Annotated in this window: 12 protein-coding genes; 3 read left to right on the top strand and 9 right to left on the bottom strand. The window is 51.8% G+C overall.

Annotated elements, in window-relative coordinates; translation table 11 throughout:
* The 3 genes from KOR42_RS19325 to KOR42_RS19315 are packed head-to-tail and all read right to left on the bottom strand — an operon-like array spanning window position 1 to window position 6004.
* Window positions 1-1464: a proton-conducting transporter transmembrane domain-containing protein gene (locus KOR42_RS19325; protein ID WP_146511485.1), complete on the bottom strand. Its 1464-nt coding sequence runs from the start codon at window positions 1462-1464 to the stop codon at window positions 1-3.
* Window positions 1464-2852 (bottom strand): proton-conducting transporter transmembrane domain-containing protein, encoded by a 1389-nt coding sequence (locus KOR42_RS19320; RefSeq protein WP_146511484.1) that lies wholly within the window; start codon window positions 2850-2852, stop codon window positions 1464-1466. The genes KOR42_RS19325 and KOR42_RS19320 overlap by 1 nt, the downstream gene beginning before the upstream one ends.
* Window positions 2849-6004, bottom strand: a complete 3156-nt coding sequence (locus KOR42_RS19315) for a DUF2309 domain-containing protein (protein ID WP_197441357.1) — start codon at window positions 6002-6004, stop codon at window positions 2849-2851. The genes KOR42_RS19320 and KOR42_RS19315 overlap by 4 nt, the downstream gene beginning before the upstream one ends.
* 329 nt (window positions 6005-6333) lie before the next feature.
* Between KOR42_RS19315 and KOR42_RS19310 the strand changes: the two genes are divergently transcribed.
* The 3 genes from KOR42_RS19310 to KOR42_RS19300 are packed head-to-tail and all read left to right on the top strand — an operon-like array spanning window position 6334 to window position 9759.
* Window positions 6334-6999 (top strand): carbonic anhydrase, encoded by a 666-nt coding sequence (locus KOR42_RS19310; RefSeq protein ID WP_146511482.1) that lies wholly within the window; start codon window positions 6334-6336, stop codon window positions 6997-6999.
* A 31-nt stretch (window positions 7000-7030) separates the two neighbouring features.
* On the top strand, window positions 7031-8398 hold the full coding sequence (locus KOR42_RS19305) for a two-component system sensor histidine kinase NtrB (RefSeq protein ID WP_146511481.1): 1368 nt from the start codon (window positions 7031-7033) through the stop codon (window positions 8396-8398).
* A gap of 5 nt (window positions 8399-8403) precedes the next feature.
* Window positions 8404-9759, top strand: coding sequence for a sigma-54-dependent transcriptional regulator (locus tag KOR42_RS19300; RefSeq protein WP_146511480.1), 1356 nt, complete (start codon window positions 8404-8406; stop codon window positions 9757-9759).
* Between the two features lie 47 nt (window positions 9760-9806).
* Here the strand turns inward: KOR42_RS19300 and KOR42_RS19295 are convergent, their stop codons facing one another.
* From KOR42_RS19295 to KOR42_RS19270, 6 genes are all read right to left on the bottom strand, one after another.
* On the bottom strand, window positions 9807-10334 hold the full coding sequence (locus KOR42_RS19295) for a hypothetical protein (RefSeq protein ID WP_146511479.1): 528 nt from the start codon (window positions 10332-10334) through the stop codon (window positions 9807-9809).
* Window positions 10335-10414: 80 nt separating this feature from the next.
* Window positions 10415-10969 (bottom strand): sll1863 family stress response protein, encoded by a 555-nt coding sequence (locus KOR42_RS19290; protein WP_146511478.1) that lies wholly within the window; start codon window positions 10967-10969, stop codon window positions 10415-10417.
* Window positions 10970-11058: 89 nt separating this feature from the next.
* A complete protein-coding gene (locus KOR42_RS19285; protein WP_146511477.1) occupies window positions 11059-11268 on the bottom strand; it encodes a dodecin in 210 nt (69 codons plus the stop codon).
* Window positions 11269-11418: 150 nt separating this feature from the next.
* The gene (locus KOR42_RS19280; protein ID WP_146511476.1) at window positions 11419-11889 is read right to left on the bottom strand and encodes a hypothetical protein; all 471 of its coding nucleotides are present in this window, start codon (window positions 11887-11889) and stop codon (window positions 11419-11421) included.
* 322 nt (window positions 11890-12211) lie between these two features.
* Window positions 12212-12715: an MgtC/SapB family protein gene (locus tag KOR42_RS19275; RefSeq protein ID WP_146511475.1), complete on the bottom strand. Its 504-nt coding sequence runs from the start codon at window positions 12713-12715 to the stop codon at window positions 12212-12214.
* 397 nt (window positions 12716-13112) lie between these two features.
* On the bottom strand, window positions 13113-14657 hold the full coding sequence (locus KOR42_RS19270) for a hypothetical protein (RefSeq protein WP_390620903.1): 1545 nt from the start codon (window positions 14655-14657) through the stop codon (window positions 13113-13115).
* Window positions 14658-15254: the final 597 nt, after the last annotated feature.

The following is a 15254-nucleotide window of genomic DNA, read 5'->3' as shown; positions in this document are numbered from 1 at the left end:
CTATTCCGTGGACATGCCGGAATCCTTCGTCGAGGATTCCGGTGAAGTGTCATTTTCGCTGAGTGTGTGAACGGAAACTGGCAGGTTGCGATGCTCCAGAAGTGACTTGGCAGCGTGGTATCTGGAGTCAATCCCCGGTTGAGGGACGAGTCCTCCGCCAATCATCATTAAGGAAAGAACGACAATGATGATCCGTTCGGGAGGACGACAGCCGATGGAAACCGACGACTGATGATGCGTACCGGTGAAGATACGGAAGTAAGCGTTCAGGGCTGCGATTCCATTGAGAGTGGTGGCGAGAACGACAGTGAACCCGACCAACGGGTAAACGTCGACTGCCCCTTCCACGAGCAATTCTGTCCCGATGAATCCGACCGTTCCGGGGAATCCAATCGACGCCAAACCGGTCAAGAGAAACGTTCCGGCTAAATAGGGAGTCTGTTCGTAAAGGCCGTGAAAGCGGTTGAGCTTAAGTCTTCCGATTCGAGCTTCAACGCATCTCAAGATAAGCCCCAATCCCAGCAGAGAGATCCCGACCGAGATCCAGACGCACAATGCTCCCGTAAGCCCGACGGGTGTCACCATCTCCAGCCCCACCAGAACCAGAGCACTGTTGCTGAGGAAAATGAAGCAGAAGAAACGCCGTGCATCTTGCTGCACCGTTGACATACAAGCAGCGTAAAACGCAGTGATAAGCGATATCACAGCGATACTCTGAAGGGCCCATGTTGGTGCGATCGGAAACACGAGCCGCATGACCGTGTAGGCCCCTGTCATGGGGATGACATATAGAATCGCTGTGCCGAAGGTCGCGTTCTCGAACAGGTCTGTCATCCAACAATGCAGCGGGAATGTTCCGTTGCGAATGAGGGCTCCGCCTGTCAGGAGGCATCCTCCAATAATTGAAAGGGCCACCGAACCCGAAGAGGCGTCTACAAGTAGCTGTCCTGCGACGAGCAGAGCGACGAATAGCCCCATGTGAAAGACATAGACTCGAGTGCACTCCCCTCGCTGACGCAATTCGACCCAAGGAGGAATGGTTGCAGCTGAGAGAAGTCCAATCAGTAACCAGGGGGAGCGGCAAGCGAGGGTCGCCATCAGGAGTGATTCCGACAAAAGCGTCCACCCGAACGAGAAGCGGTTGACCTTTGTTCGAAGAGTTGTGACGACGATCGAGAAATAGAGAAACGCTCCAAGCGGGAGCAATGGTGCGCTCAATTCATCGACCACCAGGACATCGTGGTTCAACACTCTTTCGAGGAAGTCCCACTGATCATGTGCTTCGAAGGACTCGAGCAAACCGAAGTCAATCCATTCCCCGGTCGCGCAAACAAGCGTCAACGTACATGTCACGATGCCGATAAGGCGCGCGAGATGTTGGTTTCTCAGGGCAAAGACAAAGATGGCTCCGAGCAATGGCAAGACCACGCTCAATTCGAGCCAGGGCAGGTGGAGTCGCGGCATCAAACCATCTCCTCCACTAGCTCCAGATCTGCGGACGGTTGACGTTGCTCGTCCGGTTTGGTGCCGGACAAAGCTTCCGTCCACGACCGTTCGCATTCATTAAAGAAGCGGAAGAGTTTCACAAAGGGTTGGACGAGAAAACTATCAATGAGGGTGTCCAGGTATCCGCGTTCATAAGCGAATCGATAGACAACGAGCTGTAGCGGTGATGTTGTTTTGGGCACGGCACAATCGTTTGTGTTCAGGCGAATTCCAACGGCGTTCTCCATCGCCTTGTGATCGTGAAGGAATGAAGGGGCTCGCAGAAGTTGAAGTGTTCTTAAACAAGCGTGCCCGATCATATGGATGAGCGCGATGTATCTGAGACCGAGTCCGATTTCGACGGTGATGACTCCGATTTGTGTGAGCGATGCGTACGCAAGTGAGTTCTTAACATCGTTCTGGACACGAGCCATGAGCGACCCGGAGATCGCCGAAATCGCCCCGAGCACGACGACCGCAAAACTCAATGTCGGCGAGGCGTTGAGAAGCGGACTGATCCGCAGAAGGAGATAAGTTCCGAGATGGATCGAAAGCGCTCCGTAGAAAACAGCACTCGAAGGAGTGGGGCCTTCCATCGCCCTTGGGAGCCAACCTGAAAACGGGACCATGCCCGATTTCCCTGCGGCCGCCAGAAGGAGCAATAGCCCGACAGGCAGAGCTTGCCAGGAAGTAATGACTGCCGTTCCGTTTGGCCAGGTCCCCTCCCCCATCAGGATGTCGAAGTCTCCTTTTCCCGTCAGGTGGTGTAACAGCAAAGCGGCAACGAGAAACGCTGCGTCGGAGAAGCGATAGATTGACCAGATCCGCAACCCGTTTCGCACAGGCCCCGGCCGTTCATGAAAGTAGGCGACCAGCAACGCTGACGATAAACCGACAAGTTCCCAACCAAAGAACAGAGTCTCAATCGTTCCAGCGACTGTCGAGACAATGATTCCCAGCATGAAAAATGCGTATAGAATGAAGAATCGATCATAGCCCCGATCTCCCTGAAGATAGATGTTCGCGAATGCTCCGGCTGTGCCACATAAGACATACGATAGAATCGCAAACGGAACTGACAGGCGGTCGAAAACGAGTTTCAGGTGAAAGTGAAAGCCTTCCTCGTGAACTTCCACCCAGTTCCCGAATTCAATGGGTACTTCTCGGATTCCGGTGATCAGCATCGTGATCAGAATTGCAACGGCACTCGTCAGTCCAAGATAGGCACACCCTTTAGCGAGGCGTGTTTGAGTTGATTCGGTCAACGGTCTTCCGAAGAGCAATGGAAGGCCAAGCCCGACGACGAGCATCGTTGGACACAACACGACAGCAACACCAAGCAGGTACAGGATCGTGGATGTATTCATCTTGCACCTGCCGCACCAAATTGCTGTTCGGAAAGACTCTCGCGGAGTGGTTGCGAGCGGTGACGGGGTGGCTCAACAATTGAGTAAAACGGGATGTTGGCGCGGGACCCTTGATAGCACTCAAGTGAAGATGTCATCTCCGGAAGTTCATCGAGCGATACATCTAATGGTTGAAACTCGTTTCCGTCGAAGACGAATGCTTCCGATGTTTCGGGATTAAAGACCGACAGCTTCACCCAGTGTCCGCGGCATAACCGACCAATCGATTCGTTTCGATCCATGATTGATAAGAGTGCTTCTGGTGTTGATTCGATGATGAACTGAATTCGAATCGGTTCATGGATTTCTGTCATCTGCTGATAGAGTCCTGTCCTGAGGTCACTTGAGGTTCCTTCCATCACTCCAATCATTGAGACGATGTTGTGCGGCAGTTTTGAACCGGCCCCGTATATTTTTGAGTCAACGGTGGAGAAGTAGTATTCGAGACTGATTCCGGCACATACGGGAATCGCTGCCGAAAGAATTCGGAGCAACACTGAATGGTCGTCGTCATCCGTGGCGGGGTCGTAGGAATTCAGAAACGCCCGACGATCGAGAAACAAGCCTCGCGTCCATTTTCGTTGACCAACCACACATAGGGCGTTGGTCGCATGGTTGTATTCAGGTCGTGCCTGGGAGATGTCTTGCGAGCGAGCTTCAACGTGCCGAATGGCGTCTTGTGGACTGACAGTGAGCGACACAGAGGCGAACCTCCGGCAGCGTTCATGGGCATTTCGACGTCGTGCTTCTTCGATAGCGACTCGTGCGGATTCAATTGTGTTCCGGTGAGATGCGGGAAGTCGATCGAGGTCAAAGAAGACGAACGAGTCATCACAGGTGTTGTGATAAGCTCCGACAAATTTCGTGTCGTCGGGAATCTGTATGTTGGCTTCTGCCACTTTGGATCGCACACGCCAATCGTTCGCCATCGCCGCGAACGCACGTGCATTCGGGCCTCCGCGTTTTCCGGCACAGGCTCCGCAGCAATAGGCGGATTCATGGGGATTGTTCAAGCTCGACGAACCATGACCGGTGATGATCACGAGTTGTGAAAAGTCTTCCGGCTTGAGGAGTCCCAGTTCCTGAAGCATTCGAACAACGTTCTCTGCCATCTCATCGACTGAGAAGCCAATGTGTCCGTTCGTCGGACCGGGATCACTTTGATAGCGTTCGAGTTGAAGTTTCGTGACAGGAGGCAGACGCAGAAACGCTCCAAAATATTCACGGGTTCTGGCTGTCAGACGGGGAAAAAGAACGCGCGCGACGAGTGGGACTGTGGCCAGAGATCCGCCAATCCCCGCGACAATGCCGCCGAAGAACGTGCGACTTTGTGTGTGAATCGCATGGTTGGCCCGTTCCAGTCGCCGTCTCAAGCGAGTTCGGTCGCGATGAATCCTTTCGAACGTGTATCCCACATCTTCGACGACGTAGTGATTGGGAGTCATGACGCCTGGGCAGAGTGCTTGAAAGAAGCTGTCTGCTGCGCCTCGATAATACATCGCGACACTAAAGAAGCCCGCCACACTGAGCGTTTCGCAACGTGGTTCGGTTTCTTCGAGGTGTCTTCGAAACGATTCTTCTCGGTCATCGATGCATGTCACCAACTGAAAGAGTGGTCTCTGAGTCGATTGCTGTGTCTCATGGTTGACTCGATGAGAATGCGCCAGCACGGCTTTCAAAGCGGCATCGTGATACTTCCGCTCATAAGCTTCGTGAAATGTCCGACGACGCTCGATCTCCGGAAAGCTGTCGGCTTCGTCTGCGAGCTCTTTCCATTGTTCGGGTGAAAGCTCACTCAGTTGAGCGGGTGTCCAACCCAGAAACTGCGCCAATTGGAACAATATGAACCCTCGTCTCTCGGCCGGAATTTCGTCTCGATGGACGATGCTTTTTCGAGCGTGGCTGAGTTCCGTTGCAATCGATCCATCAGAGGAAGTTGTTTCTCTTGTGAGATGACGCAGCGCATGTTCTTCGAGAATCAATCGAATGGCGAGGAATTCGATGAGCGTTCCATGCGGAACGGGACGGCCGACTTTGTTGCGATGGGTTTCAAGAATATTAATCATCCCTGCCCATCCCCCGAGAGCGAGAAGCGTCTGACTGACAAACTCCTCTCGGTCAGCTTCGCCGATCCCCAAACGCGACAGCGACGATTCAATCGATTCTTCGGGAGTGATTCCGGAGGATGACAACTCAGAGAGTGCTTGCGGGACGTCTCGAAACCAGGGCGGCATTCCCTTCGATGGATGAGAATGCAGACTGGTGAATGATGCCAGAAAGCCAAGTTCCCGGTTCGGAAGATGCCAGTCCGAAAAGCCTTGATCGAGGAAAGCCCCGCAAAAGCGAATCAGGATTTCGTTGACAGTTCTGTCGATATCCTCGCCGGTGGTGTGCAGAAAAACATCACGCGGGCGGACAAACTGGAGCGGCTTCTCTTCGCAACGGGGCAACTTCTCGACGCCGTTGAGGCACAGGTTCCAGAGTGAGTGAAGAGCAAAAGTCTCCCAATCCGACGCATTCCATGTTGACCGGCGGTGTCCGATTTTCGATCGAAGTTCTTCAAGCTCCGGCAGCAGCTTTCGATTCGCTGCATCGAGTTTTCCGACCCAACTGCGAGTGGATCGGATGATGTTCTCTTGTGACTCTTCACTCGTCGTCGGACGAAATCGCGTGAGTGCGTTGCACTCGTGGATGATCCATTGTAATTCTGCTGCGGACCCATCGAGGATCGGATGGCATAACATCTCCATTCGGATTTGTTCGCGAGTTGCGAGACCCGCGATGATCTGATCAGAAGCTTCGCCGAGATCGCTTGCAACCACCGCTTTCAGGTCGCCATCAGAAATTCGTTCCTCAGCGCAAAGCTGTCGATACTTCGCCTCTGACAAATATGGTTCTGCCTGAAACTGCTTTTGACCGTCAAGGACCGCTTGATGGAATGGCCGATCTTCATAGACATGAAGCGTGTTGTGGTGGACGAATTCTTCGATGGGGCCTTGCGAAGGCAAAAGATGCGACGCGCGTTGGACAAGACTTCGAATCGACTCAATACGCTGGTCGCGTTCGGTCGAAGCGATTGGAACCGAATTGGGAATTGAAGAATCTTGGAGCACGTTGAAAACAGGTCTCGTAAGATCGATGTGTGTGGAGTGGTCGATGGTTGGGTGAGGTGGGTCGCGAGGCAAAATGAACAAGCTGGCATAAACAGCAAGAGCAGTGCCAATTCAGGCGAAAAGCTGTGCTTGCGGCGACATTGAAGAAATGGCGGCCTCTTTCCCAATCTTGAGATCGTTCGCCAGTCCTAGATCCCTGAAGAAGTCCCAATCGGGCGGCCTCGCGGAGGACTCGATTCTTCAAGAAGAGTATTGAATGTGCAAGACGTTGCAGAGGTTGTGCAATATACTGCAGTCGGTAGCAACAATCAGATCACAGGAGTGCCGACATGCAAAAGCTCGTCGAGGGAATCCATCAATTTCAGACAACGTCATTCAGCCAACAACAAAAGTTGTTCGAGACGCTCGCCGAGGGACAGCATCCGCTCGCTCTGTTCATCACGTGTTCAGACTCGCGAATCGACCCGAACCAACTCACGCAAACCAAGCCGGGTGAACTTTTTATTCTTCGGACGGCAGGAAATATTGTCCCGCCGTATGGCTCTGTCTTTGCAGGGGAAGCTGCAACAATTGAGTACGCAGTCACAGCCCTCAACATTCGCGACATCATCGTTTGCGGCCATTCGCATTGTGGTGCAATGGGTGGGCTCCTGAAACCTGAAGCAGTCGAAAGCATGCCCGCCGTCAAGTCGTACCTGAAGTACGCAGAGTCGACACGGCGGATTGTTGAAGAGAACTACAAGCATTTGACTGATCCGGCGAAACGCCTCACGCTGACCGTTGAAGAGAATGTCCTCGTTCAGCTGGAGAGTCTTCGCACACATCCATCGGTCGCTGCAGCACTCAGTCGAAAAGAACTGAAGCTTCACGGTTGGGTCTACAAGTTTGAGACAGGTGAAGTCTTTACCTACGATCCTTCGAAGAATGAGTTTGTCGGGCTCGGCGAAGCGACCAATCTGCTTGCTGAAGAAAGTCGATCGTTGCCGCCCATCTAAAGCCTGAACTTGATCCCCATTGCAACTGCTGATGACCGAGAAAAACCTAGAGCCTGCTCGAAACAGTTATCGTCTGGTCATTATCGGACTCATGGTTTTGAGCGCGGCATCACTCGCCGTGACGATTTGGATCATGGTCGATTTTCTTCGCGAGCAGAAGATCGTCGACGAGTTGATTCGGCGGCTTCCAAGCGATGCGACAGCCTCAGCTGTGGAACTTGCTGGCGAGCTGAAATGGCAGTTCCGACTGGCAATTCTGGTGTTGCTGAATCTCATTGTCACGGGAATTGCCGTCGTTCTGCTATGGCGTGCGTATCGTTCTTCACTCGATTCATTGAGAGATTTCAAAGCCCTTGCTGGCGATATTCTCAACAGCATGGATCAGGCGGTGATCACGACCGACCTCGCTGGGCGCGTGACGAGAATTAATCGACGGGGAATTGATCTCCTGTCGTCTGGAGCCGACTGCATTGGCCGCTCGCTCGAAGAACTTTCGAAGAGCGTCCCCTTGGAATCGTTTCGCAAGGAGTGGATGAGTTCTCGATCGCCAAGCGAGACACGAGATTTAACTGTTCAGTTTCAGGGAGACGATCGAACGCTTCGGGCCTCCTGTCTGACATTGTGTGACATTGAGAACAATGAAATCGGGAATGTTCTCCAGGTGCACGATGTGACCGAACGAATTCTCATCGAAGAAAAGATGTTGAGAATGGAACGGTACATGGGACTGGGCGCTGTGGCTGTCGGTCTGCATCACGAAATTCGCAATCCTCTCGCAGCGTTGTCGCTTCACGTTCAACTTTTGGAGGAGGAGCTAGAACAGGTCGGCTCCGGGACCGAAGTGGTCAGAATGTTAGAAGTGATTCAAACGGAGATTAGTCGGGTAAGTGGCGTCCTGGAGGGGTTTCGAGACTTTGCTTCGATTGGCCGCCTCGAACTGGAGATGCTGGATCTCGGAGAGATCATCGAACGAATTGTTAAGCTTCTGTCTCCGCGAGCAACACAACAAAATGTTAGTATTAGCTTTCTTTCCTCAGAGACCCCGCTTCCCAAAGTTGCTGCCGACCAGATGAGATTGGAACAGGTCTTGCTGAATCTCTTAATCAACGGAATGGAGGCCATGTCGGACGGAGGGAAACTGACTGTCGTCGCTGAAGTTGAGAATGATCTCGCAATGATTCGTGTCACCGATTCAGGTCGTGGAATTCCAAAAGATCTCCACGATCGTATCTTTGACCCCTATTTCAGTACGAAAAGTGACGGCACAGGTTTGGGATTGGCTCTTTGCGATAAGATTATGAGGCAGCATCAGGGGAAGCTTGAGTTTCAAACCTCGAATCGCGGAACAACTTTCCAGCTTTCGTGGCCAGCTACCAAGATCGAAGAAGTGATGGCTTAGAGAGTATGGATAAACTATTCCACATTTTGATTGTCGACGACGAGCCGAATATTCGATCGGGGCTGGCGAAAGGACTCGAAAGGCACGCAGAATTGATCACGACAGCGGGTTCGGTCAATGAAGCAGTTGACATTCTAGTGAAACAAACGGTGCATCTTGTCATCGTCGATGTGCGTCTGCCCGGAGATCGCGACGGACTCGATCTGGTCAGCTTTGTCCATCGGAACTGCTCGGCGACGACAATCGTCATTACCGCTCACGGAACCGTCGAAACTGCTGTTGAAGCGATGAGACGTGGGGCTTTCGATTTCATCACAAAGCCGGTGGATCTGAATCTCATTCGCGAACAAGTTGCCCGCGCAGCTGATCATTATAAGCTTCAGGCGGAAAACCGAATTCTGAAAGGAAAGCTCGCTGAAGCTGGTGAGATCGTTGGCATCGTCGGGAATTGCCGAGCGCTCAAAGACGTTCTCGATCAAATTCGGCAAGTTGCTGATACCGATGCAACGATCCTCGTTCGAGGCGAAAGCGGAACCGGAAAAGAATTGATCGCGCGCGCAATTCATGACCTGAGTCATCGGTCGAATGGGCCATTCATTCCCATGAACTTGGGAGCACTTCCAGAGACGCTGCTTGAAAGCGAATTGTTCGGCCACGAGAAAGGCGCCTTCACAGGAGCGTTGCGACAGAAACCAGGATGCTTCGAACAGGCTCTTTCGGGAACGCTCTTTCTCGATGAAATCACGGAAATCCCACCGAAGAGCCAGGTTGATTTGCTTCGCGTTCTGGAAACAGGACGTTTCGCACGAATCGGCGGAGAAGAAATGCTGACTTCCGATGCAAGGATTGTCTCTGCGACGAACCGGGACATTGAACAGCTCGTAGAGGAAGGGACATTTCGGGAAGATCTGTTTTACCGATTGAATATCGTTCCGATTGAAGTGCCCCCGTTAAGGCAACGCCGAGAAGACATACCTCTTTTGATAGCGTATTTCCTGCATCATTTCTGTCATCGACATCAGCGACCAGAGAAGTCACTCGACAGTGATGCTGTTCAACTCTTGGTGCAGGCGAATTGGCCTGGGAATATTCGTCAATTGCGAAACGTGATCGAACGGCTTGTCGTGACAGTCGGTCGAGATGTCATTCAGGCGAAAGACTTGCCGACGGAGTTTTCCGTTAGCAATGATCAGACGGAGAAGGAATCTCGATCACTCGCTGAAGTGACAGAGGCCGCCGAACGGAATGCGATTCAAAATGCGCTCACAATGAATAACTGTCACCGGGAGCAGACAGCGAAAGTCCTTGGGATCAGTGTTCGAACATTGCACTATAAAATGAGTCGATACAATCTCCATTAAAATTAAGTAGACGAGTACCGCTTGGCATCTATGCGGTATCGGTCTTCTTAAGAAATGGATTCTGCGTTCGGAGTTTCTCGAGGAAGAGCGGTCTGCTCGCCGCCACCATGAGAAAGAATTCGATCGGCGACTTTCTGGCGTTCGACGTCCTCAGTCTCCACAGCAACGATAATCTTTCCTGAAGTGATCGCCTGATCGTAGTAGTCTGCGACCTCTTTTTCTGCTCCACGTGTGACCATGAGTGCTGCGAATGTACCCGTGAGTGCGGCTCCGAAGAATACACCAAGGATTGCCACTGCAGTTCCGGCAGTGGTTAAGAGACCGGCCGCGACTGCTGCTGCTCCCATTCCGAGCGCTGCTAACCCGGACTTGTTTAACGCATCATTGCGTTTTTCTTCACCGGGATGTTGGTGAATAAATTCCTTAAATTCACGTTCACAGGCGTCCATTGAACAGACGACTCCGATTTCCTCATGGCTGAATCCTTCGTTCTGGAGCTCGCTAATGATATGACGAACCTGCTGAGCGTTGTCACACACTGTCAGGCGGATGGGATACTCTGGTGACGTCTGCATTGTAAAGATCCTTAAAGATGAAATGTGTTCTCGTGTTAAGTCGTGCGCTCTGTCGAACTGGGAACTTGATCTCAGATTGATTAGCGCTCGTCCGAGTTGGACTGTTTCGATTCGCTTCGATAGCGATCCTGTGCATCGCGGAGAGCTTCTTTGAGTTGTTTCCAGGTCTGGGCGGTTTCTTCCTGCAATTCCTCGGAGGCTTCTTCGCCTGAGTCCTGAAGCTCAGCAAGTTGTTCACGCAATCGCTCGCGTTGTTCATCGATTTCACTCACGAGATCGTTCCAGTTCTCCTGAGCTTCGTCCTGCAGTTCGTCGCCGCAATTTTTCAACTGTTCAATCTCGTCATTGGTTTCTTCAAGTTGCGAATTGATCGCTTCAACGAATTCATCTTTCTTGAGCTCGACGAGATCTTTGAACGACTCAACAGCTTCGGTTGTCTCATCGATGACTTTGTTGGCGGTGACGGTTTGTGGCTCGTCAGTTGAATCCATTCCGGGGTTTGCGTTGTCGAATTCCTCTGACTCAAAAGTCGATTCATTTTGGGCGATGTCATTCGATGTGTTCGAATCATTGCATCCAAACGTAAACAGGCAGAGTGAGGTCAATGTGATCAGGGCGAGGTTTCGGTTGGCCATTGTTTCAATCCTTTGCTTAGTGGGACATGAAGAGTTTTAAGTACAGCTTGAAATCGTGTTGTCTTGGGTGCATCAATGATGTGTCGTTTTTAATCGTCGAGTCGGAACCCGATTCGAACGGTTGCTTGCCAGTGTGCAATTTCGTTTCCGTCGATATCTCCACGGAGTTCAATCACCTCAAACCATCGAAGACCGCGGACGGTTTCAGATGTCTTTCGAATGGCATTCTGAATCGCGTCGTCACTACTCACTGTCGATGTGCCGACAACTTCAACGCGCTTGTAAATGTGATCTGACATGGTCAGTGCTCTCTTTCAGTTTCGATTCATTCCAGTTCTGTAAGAGCGATCAGCTTCGAGAGATCGAGTCGCAATTCGCATGCCGGAAGGTTGTCGAGATGACGAAGGCACCGAAACCGATCGCTCTACGCGGTACGATGAATGTTGGTGCTATCTGGAAATCTTGTCGCCCGCCTGGAATTCGCGGATCCGCCATGCCTGGGAGGCGGATCGAGTGTCGACATATTCGGCCAGTCGGAGAAACAATTCTTCAACGCGTGGTGTATTCGCGGCACCAGCCAGCTGTTTGAGAAAGCACGTCAATGCATCGTCAAACTCGTGCTTGAGTGCAACAACTTCGTCGGCACTCATCCCGGGTTGGAAGATGATCGAATCGAGAGTTGTTTCAATTTCTTCGTCTCCAGCAAACTGAAGCCAAACGTTCAGGACGCCTCCTTGATCTTCCAATTGGAAGCGTGTGACTGCGGATTCGAGATCGTGTTCTTCTTTTTCAAGAGTACGGTAGATCAGTTCCGTTCTTTGGTCACAAATCCAGCGGCTTGGAGGAGCGAGCCCCAGTCGCAATCTCTGCTGGCAGCGTGAGATGCGTTGTAAGACGTCTTTCACCTGTTGGTAAGTCATGAATGAATTCCTGTTAAATACCGAAATCCGTTCAGATCGTTTCGCACCTCTGCTCCGCCTGGAATTCGGAGCTGTCGAACAACTTTTGCTGGTAGATGAGCAGTCGCGTTGATGCGTCACCGTCCAGTTCTTTTGAACGTTGTCTGTCGGCAAGATGCAGAAAGCGATGATGAGCGTTCTGCGAACGGAGAACAGCTGTGATGCTGTTCTCTTCTCTGAGTTCGCAAGAAACGTTCCGATATTTCAGGACGACAACTCAGTGAGTCTTCTCAGGAAGCTTTGGAAGAAGATCTCACCCCAAGTTTTGGCGAAGCAGGTCGAATCAGCTCGACTGGTTGTTTGAGTCGTCCGCTGATTGCTGGGGGGCTTTGGAGTCCGTATCGCTGGGCGAGATTTTATCAATCCAGCGGTACTCAACTCGACTGAGCACAGTCAAAAAGATGATGGCAAGAACTGTCACTTGAATGGCGAGCCACACACGTCCAACTGCCACAGCGATTCCGATTCCCGTTGTCAGATAGATCGAGGCGGCGGTTGTGAGTCCTTCGACCTCTTCCCCTCGATTGTGCACGATGGTGCCAGCACCAAGAAAACTGATTCCGACGATAATCGCCTGTATCACACGGATCGGATCAGGTGTCAGTTCTCCTGAAACGGACTTTCCGAGTTGATCGAGTGTGCTGGGAGTAAGAACGACGAGCAGTGCTGAACCGGCTGCGACGAACATGTGAGTCCGCAGCCCGGCGGGTTTTCCCGAGAGTTCGCGCTCAAGTCCGATGATCGCTCCCAGAAGTGAAGCAACGATGATCTCAGCAAAATCAGACACGAATCCTCCTCAATTCTGGTGCAGGTCGATCAACGCCGAGGCAGGATGTCCCGTCTGCGAATGCACAGATGACGGCGGAAATGATCGAACAATCACCCGATCGAGGCACTTTGCCGGATCGATTCAATGCTGTCGGACAGTCCTTGAAACCCGAAGCAAGTCCGACTCAACGACTATCCGCGAAAGCTTTGAATCTTAGACACGATACTCCAAGAGGTGATCACGGGAAGCTTCGCAATTGTTGTGCCAAGCCTCCCGTGATTCGTACCCTTAAATGAACAACGCTACGCAACTCGGATCAGAAAAGCTTCATGGGAATTGGGACTTCGGTGTTGAAACGAGTCGGCCTGATTCTTATCAGGCGAGCAAGAACGTCGGTCGCTCCGCTATTCGTTATTTATTCAAACGATAGCTCTAAGCTTTTGATCATCGGTTTGGATTTGTTGTCAGTCGAGTCCGTCAGCTTCACTTCCAGTTGAAATCCATAACCTTCGGGGAGACTCGATAGGTCGAGTTGTGCAGGTGTTTTACTGACCTGTTTTGCAAAGCCAGTGACGTAGTCGTAAGTCTCTTTAACTTCCTGCCAATCTGACCATTGATCGATGGTTCCATCGTTGTTTGTGTCCACACCGGCTCGGGCTTCAACGGTTTCGACCCATGGGCCAGGACTGACGAAGTCAGAGTTTTGTTGTGTCACGAGATAGAATTGCCCCTCAGCGAACATAATGTCCGGATCAGGATGGCCGTTGCCCACGTGATCACAGAACGTAAACTGTTGATCGAGTGACGAAGACGTGAACCAACCGACGCTCATCTGCTTTGTGTCTACCGGGTCGTAATCGCAGAAGAGATAGTATTGGCCGCCGACGCAAATCGCTGCCCAATCGCCAAAGGCGTTTTGTTCCGGTTCGTGAATTTCAAATTCGGCAACGTTGGTTTTGAATCGTTCGGGATGCTCTTTGACCCAGTGTGGATGTTCGTAGGTTCCGATCTTTCCCGTGGATTTCGTTCGTTCATCGACTGGCGGAGCAAGCGTCCGAAAATCGCTGACGCCATCATCGCTGACAGCATGCGCAGCGAGTGGAGAGTCCCACGCATGGGTTCGCGCGTTGATGGGGCTCCAGTCTTCGACAATTAAATGAAATCGTCCATCGAGATCTCTGATGATTCCGCAGTCCGAACCATGTGTGGGATCGTCGTAAGCCATTCCCTTGTGGTCGCCCGGAAGTCCGTCGAAGAGATTGTCGTCGACATAAACATGCGGGTCCTGATCGTTCGGAAAGTCGTAGTAAAAGTAGGCTTTCCCGTCCGCAAATTCGGCAGTGGTCATCCAGGCAGAGAACTTCTCGGTGATCGGTCCATGATGGACCCAGTTGATCATGTCACGACTCTGCCACGCGTGATACCCGCCCAGTGGCGGCATCAATCCCCCAGGAGCGTTGTATTGATTGGGGAACGGTGTGGTTTGCAGTGGAATTTCGAATCCATCGAGAGTGGCTGGTTCGGGAGTGAATGCAGGTGTTGAGCTGGCATTCTGACTGCGTGAATTTCTCGGCTTATCACCTTTGTAACGACCGAAGATCCAATAGTTTTGCGGACCCACTCTTAGAAACACAGGAGCGTCTCCGAGATTGACTGGGCCAAGGTTGTCAATCGGATTCCAGTTTTGCCAAACCGGTGATTGTGTGATTGTGACAGACGATGGCTTTTTCTTTGTGTCGGTTGTCAACACTTTCGTCCGCAACGCCCCTTCTTTGCCCGATGGGAGAATGAAGTCGTCGACGACTTCCAAACCTTTCTGGCTTTCCAGTTTGGTCACCCACCCATCTGAGCCTTCAATCACAAGGGAATCGTTCGCCAGAGACGTTGTCGCTGGGAAGATGATGCACGTGAATGCCAGTTGTGCTGAGAGGATTTGGATTGATCTCGGAATCGTCCGCATCAACGCCACTTTCTTTTCTCGATACCACAACGGCGAGTCGTTTGGAGAGAACCCAATCTTGCGTCTTTCCAAAGTGGTCACCATTGCCAGTTCACGACCACTCGACACTCTTCGCGTGCTCTCAGAATCGTGTCCGCTTTGAGGAAAGCAATTGTTGGAGCTGATTCGGTGAGGCAGCGACGGACGTCGTTTCAATTGCACGATGATCTGTTCGCCTTTGGGGAGAACGCTAAGAGATCAACGTTTGTCGATATGATATTCGATCGTTGTGTTGGATGCGAGCATCCGAGAGAAGGTGATAACGGAGCGAATCGAGTGACGGAGACCACTCGTGTCATCCAAAGAGAAGAGTCGGGACACAATTCTTCCGCTGTGGCCGGAACGGCATCGAAACCCTCTTCGGAATTGGCCTTCCAATCGTGAGTTTAACAGCCGCTGGTCTTAGAGGCTATCCGGAAACTGAGGTTTTGTGAAAGTCTGGTTTTGTTCACACTTTGCGGTTCATCAACGCAAAGGAGTGCACGGTGTCCGAGGCGATTCGAAAAGCGTACCCAAGTGACCTGACTGACCTTCAGTGGGAGATGATCGAAATGATTC

This window comes from Thalassoglobus neptunius, assembly GCF_007859735.1.
Classification (GTDB): domain Bacteria; phylum Planctomycetota; class Planctomycetia; order Planctomycetales; family Planctomycetaceae; genus Thalassoglobus; species Thalassoglobus neptunius.
The sequence above is the reverse complement of the archived record's forward strand: the minus strand, read 5'-3'. Positions and strand labels throughout refer to the sequence as shown.